General features: G+C 74.7%; 9 protein-coding genes. 5 read left to right on the forward strand and 4 right to left on the reverse strand.

From position 1 onward, the window contains the following. The first annotated feature begins 80 nt into the window (after positions 1–80). Positions 81–1,190, forward strand: a complete 1,110-nt coding sequence (locus tag O7599_RS24060) for an ADP-ribosylglycohydrolase family protein (protein ID WP_281617690.1) — start codon at positions 81–83, stop codon at positions 1,188–1,190. A 130-nt stretch (positions 1,191–1,320) separates the two neighbouring features. Here the strand turns inward: O7599_RS24060 and O7599_RS24065 are convergent, their stop codons facing one another. From O7599_RS24065 to O7599_RS24075, 3 genes are all read right to left on the reverse strand, one after another. After that, the gene (locus tag O7599_RS24065; RefSeq protein ID WP_281617691.1) at positions 1,321–1,530 is read right to left on the reverse strand and encodes a DUF397 domain-containing protein; all 210 of its coding nucleotides are present in this window, start codon (positions 1,528–1,530) and stop codon (positions 1,321–1,323) included. A gap of 221 nt (positions 1,531–1,751) precedes the next feature. Then, positions 1,752–2,609, reverse strand: a complete 858-nt coding sequence (locus O7599_RS24070; RefSeq protein ID WP_281617692.1) for a helix-turn-helix transcriptional regulator — start codon at positions 2,607–2,609, stop codon at positions 1,752–1,754. Positions 2,610–2,938: 329 nt separating this feature from the next. After that, complete coding sequence (locus tag O7599_RS24075; RefSeq protein ID WP_281617693.1) at positions 2,939–3,688, reverse strand: GPP34 family phosphoprotein; 750 nt, start codon at positions 3,686–3,688, stop codon at positions 2,939–2,941. A 2,208-nt stretch (positions 3,689–5,896) separates the two neighbouring features. On the opposite strand from O7599_RS24075, the gene O7599_RS24080 reads away from it, so the two are divergent. The 3 genes from O7599_RS24080 (at position 5,897) to O7599_RS24090 (ending at position 11,868) form a co-directional block, all read left to right on the forward strand. Then, positions 5,897–7,894 carry a D-alanyl-D-alanine carboxypeptidase gene (locus O7599_RS24080; protein WP_281617694.1) on the forward strand — a complete coding sequence of 666 codons (1,998 nt, stop codon included), beginning with the start codon at positions 5,897–5,899 and terminating at the stop codon, positions 7,892–7,894. A gap of 81 nt (positions 7,895–7,975) precedes the next feature. Further along, positions 7,976–10,120, forward strand: coding sequence for an MFS transporter (locus O7599_RS24085; protein WP_281617695.1), 2,145 nt, complete (start codon positions 7,976–7,978; stop codon positions 10,118–10,120). Positions 10,121–10,587: 467 nt separating this feature from the next. Beyond that, complete coding sequence (locus tag O7599_RS24090; RefSeq protein WP_281617696.1) at positions 10,588–11,868, forward strand: winged helix DNA-binding domain-containing protein; 1,281 nt, start codon at positions 10,588–10,590, stop codon at positions 11,866–11,868. Positions 11,869–12,213: 345 nt separating this feature from the next. Here O7599_RS24090 and mihF read toward each other — a convergent pair whose 3' ends face one another. Next, positions 12,214–12,543 carry an integration host factor, actinobacterial type gene (gene mihF, locus O7599_RS24095; RefSeq protein WP_281617697.1) on the reverse strand — a complete coding sequence of 110 codons (330 nt, stop codon included), beginning with the start codon at positions 12,541–12,543 and terminating at the stop codon, positions 12,214–12,216. 491 nt (positions 12,544–13,034) lie between these two features. Here mihF and O7599_RS24100 point away from each other — a divergent pair, with 491 nt between their 5' ends. Next, entirely contained in the window at positions 13,035–14,402 is a 1,368-nt protein-coding gene (locus tag O7599_RS24100; RefSeq protein WP_281617698.1) for a radical SAM protein, read from the forward strand. Positions 14,403–14,441: the final 39 nt, after the last annotated feature.

Here is a 14,441-nt window from a genome sequence, read left to right on the forward strand (position 1 = left end):
GAGCGAGACCGAACGAGCGAGACCGAACGAGCGAGACCGAACGAGCGAGACCTGACCGAACGTCCGGACTGAGGTGGCCAGTGACGACCGCACGCCGCACCTGGGGCCGCGCCGAGCAGCAGGACTTCCGCAGCAGAGTGCGCGGCTGCCTGCTCGGCGGCGCGATAGGCGACGCCCTCGGCGCCGGCGTCGCGGACGACTCCCTGGCGGAGATACGGGCCGCGCACGGACCCCCGGGCGCCGCCGACTTCGCCCCGGCGTACGGCCGCCGCGGCGCGGTCACCGACGGCACCCAGATGACCCTGTTCACCGTCGACGGCCTCATCCGCGCCCAGGTGCGCCGCGACGGCGGCAAGTGGCACCCGCCGACCGACGTGCACGCCGCGTACCGCCGCTGGTACGCCACGCAGAAGGACTGGGGCCCCGACGAGCGCAAGGCCGAGGACGGCTGGCTCGCCCGCGAGGAGTGGCTGTACGCGCAGCGCGGCGCGCCCCGCTCCTGCCTGCGCGGCCTGGCCGACGACCGCATGGGCACCCTGCAGCAGCCCCGCAACCCCGAGGCGAAGGACCCGGGCGCCGTGGTGCGCTCCGCGCCGTTCGGGCTGCTGGTGGGCTGGGAGCCGCAGTTGGTCTTCCAGCTCGCCGCCGAGTGCGCCACGCAGACCCACGGCCACCCGACCGGCTATCTGGCGGCGGGCGCGTACGCGGTCGTGGTGCACGGCCTCGCCCGCGGGGACGCGCCGGAGGCGGCGGTGGCGCGGGCGCTGGAGATCCTCGCCGCCCGCCCCGGCCACGAGGAGACCACGGCCGCCGTCCGGGGCGCGCTCGACGCCCGCGAGGGCCCGGCCCCCGGCCCGGAGCAGGTGGAGCGGCTCGGCACCGGCGAGAGCGCCGCGGAGGCCGTCGCCCTCGCCCTGTACTGCGCCCTGGCCGCCACCGACGTACGCCACGGCCTGCTCCTCGCCGTCAACCACGGCGGCGCCTCCGACACCGCCGGCTCCCTCTGCGGCAGCCTCCTCGGCGCGCAGCACGGTGAGACGGCGCTGCCCCCGGCGTGGGTGGCGGAGGTCGAGGGCCGCGGCACGATCCTGCAACTGGCGGACGACTTCGCGCTGGAGATGACGCTGGGCCCGGCGCTCCACGGCGAGACGGCGCCCAACGAGGCGTGGCTGCAGCGCTATCCGCGCTGACCCCGCGCCGTCCGCTCCCCTGCGGCCGGCCGGACAGGGCCGAGCCCTCTCGGCCGGGACGGCGGACCAGTCGAGAGGGCCTTCAGCGATGTGGTGGGGGGATTCCGGCTACGTCACGCAGCCACCGCGGTCACGCCGTACGGAAAGCGCCGCCGGCCGCCTCGGCCACGAAGGCGGCCCACGAGTCGGGGGTGAAGTCCAGGACCGGCCCGTCCGGGACCTTGGAGTCGCGCACCGAGACCAGCCCGGGAGCGGTCGAACGCACCTCGATGCACTCGCCGTTGCCCGCGGAATAGGTCGATTTGGTCCATGCGCCGGTGGCGCCGAGTTCGATTGCCATGTTCTCTCCGGTGTGGTGAAGGACTCAACTTGTTCCGTGCCCGTTCCGGGCCGGAGTGTTGTCGACGCCCCGGCCCGACGCCGAGACGCTACCGCTCACCCACCCGCCGGTCAGGGGGCTTTCACTCGACCGGATGGCGAAAAGGCCGCTGCTCTTCCGGCGCGTCCCGGTACGGGTGTACCGTGCCTCCGTTTCGGGATACCCGGACCCGCGCGCGATTATCAGCGGGCGTACTTCTTCGCCGCATCCACGATGAATTTACGGGTCTGTTCTGCATTGAGCGCCTGTGCCCGCAAATGCTCGTACATCATGCTGTAGTTGTGGACGTCGTCGCTCTTCTCCAGGTAGAGATCGCTGGTGACGCCCTCCAGATAGATCACGCTGGAGTCGGACTCCTCGGGGAACTCCAGGATCGCGTACTGCCCCGTCACCCCCGGGTGCGCGCCCGTCTCGAACGGCAGCACCTGCACGGTGACGTGCGGCAGCTCCGACACCTCGATCAGGTGGTCCAACTGCTCGCGCATGATGTGCTCGTTGCCCACCACGCGCCGCAGCGCGGCCTCGTCGAACACCGCCCACAGCCGCAGCGGCTGCTCCGCCTCCTTTATCCGGTCCTGCCGCCGCATCCGCACGTTCACCCGCTTCTCGACGTCCGCCGCGGTCACCTCCGGCGAACTGCCCGCGATGACGGCCTCCGCGTACGCGCGCGTCTGCAGCAGCCCGGGCACGACCAGCGACTGATAGATGCGCAGCGAGGCCGCGGCGGTCTCCAGGCCGATGTAGACGCTGTACGGCACGTCCCCGAAGGCATTCCACCAGCCCTGCTGGCGGGACTCCTTCGCCATCTGCATCAGCGAGTTGACGATCCGCTCGTCCTCCACCTCGTACACCCCGCACAGGTCGCGCACGTCCCGCTGGCTGATGCTGCGCCGGCCGTTCTCCAGCCGGCTGATCTTCGACTGCGAGACCAGCAGCCGGTCCGCGACCTGTTCCGCGGTCATGTTCTTCTGTTCGCGCAGTCTGCGCAGCTCCTGGCCGAGGCGGCGGCGCCTGACGGTGGGGTTGACGTTGGACGCCAAGGGGGTTGCACCTCCGGGGGCGTAATCCGCGTACGGACGTATCTCATTACTGGGTGCAGCCTGCCACCGACGGAGCGTGTGCCGCTGCGATCGTCGGGAAATCGCCGCAGCGGGGAAAGGTTTGGCCCACAATGTGCGCTGCACCGGCGCGCGGGCGGTTTCCGGGGCCGGCCCCAGGCACGGCAGGGCCCCGTCCGGGCCGAGTGGTCTCGGCCGGACGGGGCCCTGCACTGCGGCTCCCGTTCCCGGACCGGGGCACCGCGCGCCGCGCCTCGCCCGTACGCACGGGTGCGTACGGGCTCGGCGTCGCTCGCGGCCCTCCGGCGGGCTCAGCGCACCGCGGCCGTCCGGATCATCCCCGCGCGGCGGGACCCCGCGGGAACTCCGGCAGGCTGCGCGACAGCCGGCGGACGAGCCGCTGGACGGCTGCCTCCGGGAGTGCGCCGCGGCTGAGCGGTGACGCCGTTCTGCACGTCCATCACGGCGTGCGCCACCAGACCGCCCATCGGGTCGTGCCTGATCAGATCCCGGAGCCGGGAGCGCGCGGAGCGCCCCTCGTTCCCGGGGTAGAGATGCTTGCCGAGTCCGACCGCGTGGGCCAGCGCGGCGAGCGCCGCGGTCCGCGGGTCCGGCGGGACGCCGGTGCGGATCGCGCTGTCCAGCCGGGCACGTATCTCCCGGCTGATGGCGGTGTCCGTTGCCTGATATCGAGTAGTCGGTAGGACCCCGCACATCTGGCTCTCCACGGCATGCACCATGCCGCAGCGCTCCAGATGAGCGAGATACGTCTGGCGCAACCCCAGGCGTGGCCCACCTATCCAGTTGACCGCGCGCACGGGACTGCCCCGGCGACGCAGCAGCTCGAGCGCTGTGTCCAAAGTGGGGTCCCCGGTCGGACGCGGAAGTATCACGGCGATACGATCCCCGTCCGGGGCTATTCGCCCGGCCAGAGCGAGCTCGACGAGCTGTGCTCCTGCCAGGCCGAGGTCGAGCGACTGCGGCTGTGCAGTGGTACCCGTGGCCGGGTCCAGTGCCAGCAGCAGAAGCTCCTCCGGAAGTGTTCTGCGGCTCCTGCCCATCCATGCCTCCCCGCGTGGATGAATGACAGGGTGACGCCTCTCACATTGGTCTGTCGAGAGTGCGTGGGCACTTTGATCGGGAACCTGTAGGTATGTCGTTCTCGTCTCTCAGATGCGGGCGAGAGACGGCGGCGTCCCCGTAGGGTGGGTTTCCACGCCAGGGTTGACGCGGTTGTGCGGTTGTGACGCAGGAGGAGGAAGTCGGTGGCGGTCGAGTCCCCCGGGAGGTCCGAGGAGCAGCAACCGTCGGGGTCGGCGACCGTGGACGGACGGGAACCTCGCGGTTCGCGTGACTCGGGCGGCGGACGTGACCCGCGCCTGGCGTTCACGTCTCCCTCGGACAACGCCTCCGCCCCCGCGTCGGTTCCCGCTCAGCCGGACGCGGAGCAGGCGGAGCGCCGGGGTGACGCGGACCCAACTGGGCCCGGGACGGCGGCGGATGGGGCGACGGGAGCCGAGTCGGCGGAAGCGGAGTCGGCGGGTGCCGAGTCGGGGGGAGCCGAGTCGGAGGCCGCCCGTACGCCGCGGGCCGGCGGTAAGAAGCCCGGTCCGGCTGCCGCGCCCCGGCGGAAGGCGGGGGACGCGCCTGCGGCGCGGGGCGGCGCGGGAAGCCGGGGCGGCGCGGGAAGCGCCGAGGACCGCCCGGACACCGAGGCGGGATCCCGACCGGAGTCGGCGGGCACGCCGGGCACGTCGGCCGGCGCGGAGCCGCCGGCGGACGCGAACGGCTCCGGCGGGAAGAAGCGCGCGCGGCCGAAGGCGAAGGACGAGGGCGACGCGGACAGCGCGGACGCGAAGGGGGCGACCGGGAAGGGCGAGGCGCCCGGCCCGGCGCGCACCGGATCCCGCCCGAAGGGCGGCGCCGCGGGGAAGGCCGAGGGCGACGGCGGCAAGTCGGGCGCACCGGCCGGAGCCGAGCGGCCCGCGGCCGGCGAAGGCACGGACGCGGCCGGCTCCGGCCGGAAGGGCGCCACGGCCTCTGCCGCCAAGTCCGCGCCCGCTCCCGGCCGCTCACGTCCGAAGCCCGGCGGACCGGCCAAGGGAGACGAGGCCGGTAAGGCCGGCCCGTCGGCCGACGCCGAGCAGCCGAAGGACGACGGCGGCTCCGGCGCGAAGACGGCGCCCCGGCCGAAGCGCAAGGACGCACCGGCGCCGCGAAGCGAGGCCGCCGCGCCCAAGCCTGCCGCGCGGCCGGAGGCCGCGGACGGGCCCGGGCTGCGGCGCGCCGCCGGGGCAAAGGGCGGCACGACGCCTGGTGCAGCCACGTCTGCCGGTGACCTGGGCACCGACTCCGCGCCGGGTTCCTCCCGGCCGGAGGCCGGGGTCCCGGCCGGTGCCGGGTCGGCGGCTCGCGGCGGCGGTTCGGGCGCGCGGTCCGCGTCCCGACCGGGGGCCGAGAGCGGTTCTGCGGGGGACGATTCCCGGCAGCCGGGCAGGTCGGCCGGTACGGAGTCGCCTGCGGCCCGCGGCGGTTCCGGTGCGGGGAAGGCGTCCGGGCCGAAGGCCGAGGCCGCCTCCGGAACGACGAGCGACACAGCGGGCAGCCGCGGCAACGCGGGCGGCCCGGCCGGCGGCGGCGCGACCGCGCGCGGCGATGCCCCGGAGGGTGCCGGCTCCGGTCCGAAGCGCGGGGCGGCGGCTGCCGCCGAGTCCGCGGCCGATCCGGGTCGGTCCCGCCCGAAGTCCGGCGGACGGGCTGATGCCGAATCGCCGGCGGATGGCAGCGGTCCCGCCGCGGAGGAGACGTCCCGGCCGAAGCCCGCGGATGCGCCTGCGGCGACAGGGGACGCTGACGCGACAGGCGGTGCGGGTTCCGCAGCGTCCAAGTCGGCGGTCGGCGCCGCGGACGTGGCTGCGGCGCGGGGCGGGGCACAGGACCGTACGGCGACCGGCGCGCCCGAATCTGCCGCCGGTGACCCGGGGACCGACTCCGCGACGGGCTCCCCCCGGCCGGAGACCAGGGCTCGGGCCGACACGGCGACTGCCGCGTTCAGGGTCGGGGCCGTCGCTCCCGACGCGGGCGGCGGTTCTGACGCAGGGCCCGCGAAGCGGACCGAGGACTGCCCCCGGGCCGGGGGCGCGTCCGGCGCGAGCGCCTCCGTGCCCGGGGCTCGGGCCGAGGAGGGCTCTGAGGGGGCTCTGGGCGTCTCTCGCGGGACGCGTGAAGGCTCGGGTGGGTCCGGGGGCTCTGCGGCGGCTGAGGCGCGCGTGGAGGGCGATTCCGCCCCCGGCCGTGCCCGGGAGCGCGAGGGTGACGCCTCCCGCGGCTCCGGCACCTCCGCGAGCGCCCCGGCTACGGGATCCCGCGGCTCGGGCACCTCCGAGGACGCCGCCGGGGAAGCCGCTCCCAAGGACTCCGCCACCGCCAGCTTCCGGCTCGTCGCCGAGGCCGACGCCGCCAGGGTCGAAGGCGACGACCGGCTGCGTGCCGCGGTCGCCGCCTGGGTGACGAAGGCCGACTCCCCGGCGCCCGCCGTCGAGGACGAGCCCGATGACGCCGTGCCCGCCGCGCCCGGTGACGTCGAAGACGAGTCCGCCGAAGACGAGTCCGTGGAAGACGGGCCCGCCGACGCCGTGCCCGGCGCGGACGACGACGACGCCTCCGACACCCCGCCCGCCGGGAAGCTCGCCGGGCCGCCCGGCAGCACCTTCGTGCCGCTCAAGATCGACTCCGATCTGCCCGCCAAGCCGGCCGCCCCGCCGCCGCCCCCCGCCGCGCCCCCGGCGATCCCCGCGCCTCCGTCGATCCCCGCCCCCGCGGCGGCCCCCGACGCGGCAGCGGCCCCCGACTCCGCGCCGCCCAAGCCCTCCGGCCGCCCCGCGGCCCCGCCCAAGCCCCCCGCCGCGCCGCCCAAGCCCCCCGGCGGGCCCGACGCGCCGCCCGGGTGGGAGCGCACGCAGCAGCAGCCCCTCCCGCCGTACGAGGAGAAGCGGCCGCTCGACCTGCTCGCCGAGCTGACCAACACCCCGCCGCCGCCCGAGACCCTCGCCCGTACCGTCGTACGGCGCGTGAAGATCTGGACGCCGCTGGTCATCCTGCTCGCGATCGTCCTCGGCGTGGTCCAGATGCTCCGCCCGCTGCCCGCCCCGACGCTCACCCTCACCGCACCCGCCAGCTACGCCTTCGAGGGCGGTACGCCCGAGATGCCCTGGCCCAGCGAGGGGCAGGCGTCGATGGACGTCGCGGGGCTCGGCAGCCTCGGTTCGTACGGGAAGCAGAAGCCCGTGCCGATCGGCAGCGTCGCCAAGGTCATGACCGCGTACATCATCCTGCGCGACCACCCCATGAAGCCCGGCGGCAAGGGCGCGAGCATCCCGGTCGACGACACCGCCGTCGACGAGGCCGCCCTCAGCGCCGAGGGCGAGACGACCGTCGAGCTGGACCCGGACTCCGAGCTCAGCCAGAAGGAGGCCCTGCAGGCCCTCCTCATCGCCTCCGCCAACAACGTCGCCCGCTTGCTCGCCCGCTGGCACTCGGACGGCGACATGCAGGCGTTCGTGGACGAGATGAACAAGACCGCCGAGGAACTCGGCATGGACGGCACCACCTACACCGACCCCAGCGGCCTGAAGGACACCACCGTCTCCACCGCCGAGGACCAGGTGATCCTGGGCAAGGCGGCGATGAAGGACCCGCTGCTCAAGCAGATCGTCGCGATGCCGGTCTACACCGACAGCCGCGGCGACGAGCACGACAACAGCAACAAGATGGTTCCGCTGCACGGCATCGGCATCAAGGTCGGCTCGACCACCAAGGCCGGCGGAAACTTCCTCTTCGCCACCGAGAAGAAGGTGGCGGGGCAGCAGCAGTTGATCGTCGGCGCGGTCCTCGGGCAGTACGCGGTGCCGCAGCTTCCGACCGCCATGGAGTTCGGCCGCCAACTGATGGCGGAGGGCGAGAAGACGCTCACGGACATGACCGTCGTGAAGAAGGGCGACGTCGTCGGCGAGGTCGACGACGGGCTCGGGGGTACGACGCCGGTGGTGGCGACCGAGGACGTCGTCGCGCCGGGCTGGGGCGGGCTGAAGGTGGGCCTGGAGATCGGCACGGACCGCTCCGGAGAGGTGCCGCACGAAGGTGCGAAGGGCGACCCGGTCGGGGTATTGACGATGGGCTCTGGCCAGGGGGAAGTGCGGGTGCCGGTGGCGCTGGCGGAGGACATGGCGGAGCCTGGCACAGGGGCGAAGCTCAGCAGGCTCGGTTAGCGTCCGGGAGCGTCGTACGCCCGTGCTAGCGTCGCTGGCACCGCCCCCGGGGACGCCAAGGGAAGACGGGGAGTCGTCGCAGTGACCACCGTGCAGCCGGACCGTGAAGCCGCGGCCGGCGGCCGATCAGCAGCAGGAGCCGCCGCGCGCGGGTCCGGGTCCGCGTCCGCGGAATCCGGCGACCCGGCGACCCTCGCGCGCTCCGCGGGCACCGCCCGGAAGCGCGCCCCGGGCGCGGCGGAGCCGGGCGAGGACGGCGACGGTGCTGACGTGAACCGGCGCGGAGACGACGCCACCGCCGCGACCACCGACGTCCCAGGCGTCACGGACTTCACCGACGGCGGCGGCACCGGCCGTACGGAAGCCGCCGGCGCCACCGCCGCCGCCCGCGTCCCGTTCGCCGAGCGGCTGCGCTTCACGCCGCCCGACCGGCTCCGGCCGCACCTGCGCTGGCTCGCCCAGCGCCCCGTGCTCACCACCCTCGTGACCGCCGGCGTCCTGCACATCCTGTGGCTGCTGCTCCTCGCCAACGAGGGCGGCGACCTGGCGGCGCAGGACGCCTGGGCCGAGTTCGCCGGCCGGCATCCCTCCACGGCGTACAACTTCGCCTGGTACGGGGGCATGCACCCGGTCTCGTACAGCGTCGTCTCGCCGTATCTGATGGCCGTGCTCGGCGTGCGCACGACCATGATGCTCGCCGGCACGCTGTCCGCCGGCGTGCTGGCGCTGATCCTGGCCCGCAGCCGGCATGTGCGGCGCCCGCTGGTGCCGTCGCTGTGGGGCGCCGTGGCGCTCCTGGGCAACGCGGCGTCCGGCCGCGTGACGTTCGCGCTCGGGCTGCTCTTCGCGCTGGTCGCGATCGCGCTGGTCTTCCGCGGCGACCGCGACGACGAGGAGGACAAGCACGGCGCGGCCGGCGCGGACGGTGCGGGCGCGGCGGCGGGGAAGGCCCGGCGGCGCGTGGGCGGCTGGCGGGGGACCGCGGTCGTGCTGTCCAGCATGCTGGCGACGGCGGCGAGCCCCGTGGCCGGGATGTTCGTCGGGCTGGTCGCGGTGGCGCTGTTCCTGCAGAAGCGGCGCGTCGAGGCGTACCTGCTGGGGGCGACGCCTCCGGTGGTCGTCGCGCTGTCGAGCTGGCTCTTCCCGTTCCAGGGGACGCAGCCGATGCCGTGGATCTCCGCGGTGGCGCCGATGATCTGCTGCGCCCTGATCTGGCTGCTGACGCCGGAGTCGTGGCGTACGGTCCGGATCTGCGCGGTGATCTACTTCTTCGGCACGCTCGCCGCGTGGATCATCCCGTCGCCGATCGGCAGCAACATCGAGCGGCTGGCGCTGATCTTCGCCGGCACGGTGCTGCTGGTCGTCGCGCAGACGGGGGCGCGGCCGAGGGCGCCGAGGGTGATGCGGTCCGTGGCGGCGGTGTATCTGGCGTTCGGGGCCATCACGGTGTGGGTGGTCGTCAAGCCCGTCGTCGACCTCGTGCTCACCAGCCCGACCGCGGCCTGGACGCGCGAGCTGGCGCCGCTGGTGGACCAGTTGCGGCAGGTGGACGCGGAGGCGGGCCGGGTCGAGGTCGTGCCCGTACGCAGCCACCGGGAGGCCTCCGCGCTGCAGCCGTACGTGAGCCTGGCGCGCGGCTGGAACCGGCAGGCGGACCTGGACCGGCACGAGATCTTCTACGACGGCAGCCTGACCCCGAAGACGTACCACGCCTGGCTGAAGAACTGGGCGGTGCGGTACGTGGTCCTGCCGGTGGAGGACCGGCCGGACACCGGGGCGCACGAGGAGGCGAAGATCGTCGCCAAGGGGCAGCCGTACCTGACGGAGATCTGGGCGGACGCGAACTGGCGGCTGTTCCGGGTGAACGACCCCACGCCGCTGGTCGAGGCGCCCGCGGAGGTGCGGCGGGCGGACGAGGGCGAGCTGGTCATCGACGTGAAGTACGCGGGGCCCGTGCTGGTGCGGGTGCCGTTCTCGCCGTGGCTCGGGCTCGTCGACGAGGACGGCGAGGGCGTCGAGGCGCCGGAGGTGCTGGAGGGCGACGGGTCGGACGAGGCGGACGTCGACGGGGTCCGGGAGTGGTCGGAGAGCGGGCAGCTCTACGTCAACCTGGAGGGCTGCGTGACGAAGGCCGGCGAGTGGACCCGCCTGCACGCCCCCCGCCCCGGCACGTACCGCATCTCGGCCCCGTACCAACTCCCCCGCGGGACGCACTGCCCGGACTAGGCGGCGCGCCGAGGCACGGGCCCGGGTCAGTGGCGGCCGGTGTGGTGGCGGGTGGCCGCGGAGCAGCGGCGGTCGCGTGCGGGAGGTCTCGTGGGCGGGCCGCAGCGTCTCGGGGCCGGCGTGCGTCGGTAGCGCCTGGTTGTGCAACGGCGCGAGTTCCACGAGCTACATGCCATCGGCGACCACCTCCTCGGCCCGCGCCGCTTCCCCGCGCGCCGGACCGTGACCCCAGTGTGCCGGGGGAGCGGGGGGGCGGGCCGATTCCGTGGAAAACGGGCGTGTTCGGGTGGGGCCGGTGGTAGGGGACGGGCGGCGGGGTGCCGTGTGGGTGAATCGCGCACGGAATCGCGGCTGGATTGCGGACGGGGTTGCGGACGGGATGACGGACCAGATTGCGGACGGGATCTGACCGGAAGTCGTCCTACGGTCGGTCCGTTCGGGCCGGCGGCAGTGAGGAGAGACGGCGGATGGGTACGCGGACGATGACGTGGGCGCAGGCCAGCGCGCGACGGCTGGCGCGCAGCGGGCTGGCGGTGCCGTCGGAGCGGAGGGCGTCGGAGGGTGCCGCGGGCGCGCCCGGCGCCGCGGGCGGCGGCCCCGCGGACGGCGGGCCCTCGAACAGCGGGGCGGCCGCCGGCCTGCCCGCCGGGACCCCCGCCGCCGTCCTCCGCGCCCTCTGCGGCGCCCAGGCCCAGGTGCTCTCCGCCGCCGAGTCGTCCGTCGGCATGCGCATCGACGGCGCCACCCGCGCCGACGTGCGCCGCGCGCTCTGGGACGACCGCACCGTCGTCAAGACCTTCGGCCCCCGCGGCACCGTCCACCTGCTCCCCGCCGCCGACCTGCCCCTGTGGACCGGTGCCCTCGGCGCGCTGCCGAGCGGCTCCGGCAACGGCGGCAGCGCACTCGGCGGCACCCTCGGCCTGCTCACCCCCGACCAGGCCGAGGCCGTCGTCGCCGCCGCGGCCGACGCCCTCGCCGACGCGGAGCTCACCGTCGACGAGCTGACCGACGCCATCGCCGCGCGCGCCGGGTCCTGGGCGGCGGACCCGGTGATGGAGGCGTTCCAGACGAAGTGGCCGCGCTGGCGGGCCGCCACGGCGCTCGCCGCGCACCGCGGCGCCCTGTGCTTCGGCCCGAACAAGGGCCGGAAGGTGACGTACACGAGCCCGCAGCGCTGGCTGCCGGGCTTCGCCCCCGCGGCCCCCGACGAGGCGCTCGGCACGCTCGTACGCCGCTACCTCCACTCCTACGGCCCGGCCACCCCGCAGGACTTCGCCCGCTGGCTCGCTGCCCCGGCGGGCTGGGCCCGGACCCTCTTCGCCGCCCGGGCGGAGGCGGGCGAGATCGAGCCGGTGGAGCTGGCGGGGGTGCCGTCGTGGGTGGTGGCGGGAGACCACGCGGAGGCGCCGGCCGGGCCGGCGCGCGGGGTGCGGCTGCTGCCGTACTTCGACGCGTACGCCATCGCCTGCCGCCCCCGCGAACTCCTCTTCCCCGGGCGGGCCTACGAGCGCGCCCTCGCCGGCGGCCAGGCGGGCAACTTCCCGGTGCTGCTGATCGACGGCGAGGTCGCGGGCGTGTGGCACCAGCGCCGCTCGGGCCGCCGGATCGCCGTCACCGTCGAACCGCTCGACGCGCTCGCGGCGCCGCGCAGGCGGGCGCTGGAGGAGGAGGTGGCACGGCTGGGGCAGATCATGGAGGGCCGCGCCGAGCTGACGGTGGGCCGGGTGGCGGTGGGCGCGCACGCGTAGCGGCCGTCCGGTGCGGTGTGCGGCAGCACGTGCGGTCGGTGCGGGTCGCCGGCACCGGTGCACCAGGGCTGGGCAGGTGCGTGTGTCCCGGATGAGTCCCTGCGGAAGGGCCCGGCGCGCGGGCCCCGCCCGGGCCGCGGGCCGTGAGCCCGGCGCCCGGCCCGCGGCCCGGGCACGACCCTCGGCAGACCGCTGCCCCGGCATGCCCGGGCGTCCCCGGGCGCCCGGCCCGTGCGATCCGTGCCCCGTGCGCCCGGGCCGCGCCGTTGGTACGACGAGCCCCTGTCACCGTGCGGCCCCGTGCCCTCCCGTACCGGCCCCCGTCCCCGCCTCCCCCGGCGGGAGTCAGCTCCGGACCGCCGCTCCGATCAGCTCCCGCTGGCCGGGCGCCAGGCTGCGCAGCCTGCGGCTGTCCGACAGGCCCAGCTTCGTCATCAGCTTCGCCGTCTGCGCCGGCCCCACCCCCGGCAGCGCCAGCAGGAAGTCCTTCGCCAGCATGTCCCCGGCCAGGGCGTCCCGCGCCGCGCGCTCCAGCGCCTGTACGCAGTCGACCTCCCCGTTCTTGATCGCCCGGACGAGAGCGGTCCGGGCTCGCTGGGCCTCAAGTGCCTGGTCCAAGGCGCGCGCACACTCCACCGGACTGCGCTGTCCCGGAATCCTCTTCATCGGCCCCATGCGCACTACTCCCCTCTAGCTTCTGCGACTTGAGGAGAACAGTAGCCGGAGTATCCGGATTTGATCCGCCATTTGAGTGTGTGCCGCTAAAGTCAGTTGTGCTGAAAAGAGGGTGACTTGGGCGTTTAGTCGCGATGTCGGACGGTCTGCTGTACGTATGCACGGCTCCGCCGAATGGCTGACCTGCGCGTCCGGTACGCCCCGGCCGGACCACCTCCGCCGCAGCCCCGCCCGTGCGCGGCCTCCCCCCGACGCGTTCCGCCCGGGTGACCCCGCGCCCGCCGCCCGCACCCCCGCGGGGCCCTCGCGGGACGCCGGCGGACGCCCGCGAACACCTGAGCCCCCCGCGGGCGGGCCCCGCACCGCCACCTGAATTCACCCGAAAGGAAAATCCGGCCCCCCGCGCCCCCGCCGCCCGGCGAGGGCGGGCGCACGTGTTCAATGGAGGGTGCGGCGTCGCTCCGCCACGGACGCCCGGAGGGAGCAAGCACATGGACACGGACACCGCAGCCGGCAGCCGGACCGACCTGGTCGAGGGCCTGATGGCCCGCTTCCCGCACGTGCCCAGGGAAGCCGTGATCAAGGAGGACCTGCTGCGGGGCGGGATGGCCTTCGACGACTCCGCGCTCAGCGGCGCGGGCGAGGACGGCTCCGGCGAGGTGAAGCCGAAGTCGTACTTCATCTTCTCCTTCGACCACGGCACGCTCCCCGAGCTGGGTGCCGCCGCCCTCAACCGCCCGCCGGAGGAGGTCGTCCTCACCGGCGGCCCGTACGACCTGCGCCGCACCGTCGTCTCCGTACGGGTCAACCCGGCGTCCCCGTACCGCGTCAAGCCCGGCGACGACGGCGCCCTCGGCCTCTACCTCGACGGCGTCCGCATCGCCGACGTCGGCCTGCCGCCGATGCCGGACTACTACCGGCACAAGCTCGCCAACGGGAAGTCGGTCATGGAGGTCGCGCCCACCATCCAGTGGGGCTACCTGATCTACCTCACGGTCTTCCGCGTCTGCCAGTACTTCGGCGCCAAGGAGGAGTGCCAGTACTGCGACATCAACCACAACTGGCGCCAGCACAAGGCGGCGGGCCGCCCGTACACGGGCGTGAAGCCGGTGGAGGAGGTGCTGGAGGCGCTGGAGATCATCGACCGGTACGACACCGCGAAGACCTCCACCGCGTACACCCTCACCGGCGGCGCCGTCACCCGCCACATCGGCGGCAAGGACGAGGCCGACTTCTACGGCCAGTACGCCAAGGCCATCGAGGAGCGCTTCCCGGGCCGCTGGATCGGCAAGGTCGTCGCCCAGGCGCTGCCGAAGGCCGACGTGCAGCGCTTCCGCGACTACGGCGCGCAGATCTACCACCCCAACTTCGAGGTGTGGGACCGGCGGCTGTTCGAGCTGTACTGCCCCGGCAAGGAGCGCTACGTCGGCCGCGACGAGTGGCACCGCCGCATCCTCGACTCCGCGGAGGTCTTCGGCCCCGCGAACGTCATCCCCAACTTCGTCGCGGGCGTGGAGATGGCCGAGCCGTTCGGCTTCACGACGGTCGACGAGGCCATCGCGTCGACGCGCGAGGGGCTGGACTTCTTCATGTCGCACGGGGTCGTGCCGCGGTTCACCACCTGGTGCCCGGAGCCGACGACGCCTCTGGGCAAGGCCAACCCCCAGGGCGCGCCGCTGGAGTACCACATCCGGCTGCTGGAGACGTACCAGGACGCGCTGGACACCCACGGGCTGTCGTCCCCGCCCGGATACGGGCCGCCGGGACCGGGGCGCGCGGTGTTCTCGGTCAGCTCCTTCATGGACTCGATGCCGCTGCCCGACGACGCGGCGGAGGCGGCCGTCCCGGCCCGCGCCTGACCGCCCTGGCCTGACCGCCCCGGCCCGGGCGCCGTGGGA

The sequence above is a fragment of the Streptomyces sp. WMMC500 genome (assembly GCF_027497195.1).
In the GTDB taxonomy this organism is placed as follows: Bacteria; Actinomycetota; Actinomycetes; order Streptomycetales; family Streptomycetaceae; genus Streptomyces.

Excerpts from the sequence above, each read along its gene's own strand:
- O7599_RS24065 (WP_281617691.1), bottom strand. The coding sequence starts at position 1,530 with ATGGCAATCGAACTCGGCGCCACCGGCGCATGGACCAAATCGACCTAT.
- O7599_RS24075 (WP_281617693.1), bottom strand. The coding sequence starts at position 3,688 with ATGGGCAGGAGCCGCAGAACACTTCCGGAGGAGCTTCTGCTGCTGGCA.
- O7599_RS24090 (WP_281617696.1), top strand. The coding sequence starts at position 10,588 with ATGGGTACGCGGACGATGACGTGGGCGCAGGCCAGCGCGCGACGGCTG.
- mihF (WP_281617697.1), bottom strand. The coding sequence starts at position 12,543 with ATGGGGCCGATGAAGAGGATTCCGGGACAGCGCAGTCCGGTGGAGTGT.
- O7599_RS24100 (WP_281617698.1), top strand. The coding sequence starts at position 13,035 with ATGGACACGGACACCGCAGCCGGCAGCCGGACCGACCTGGTCGAGGGC.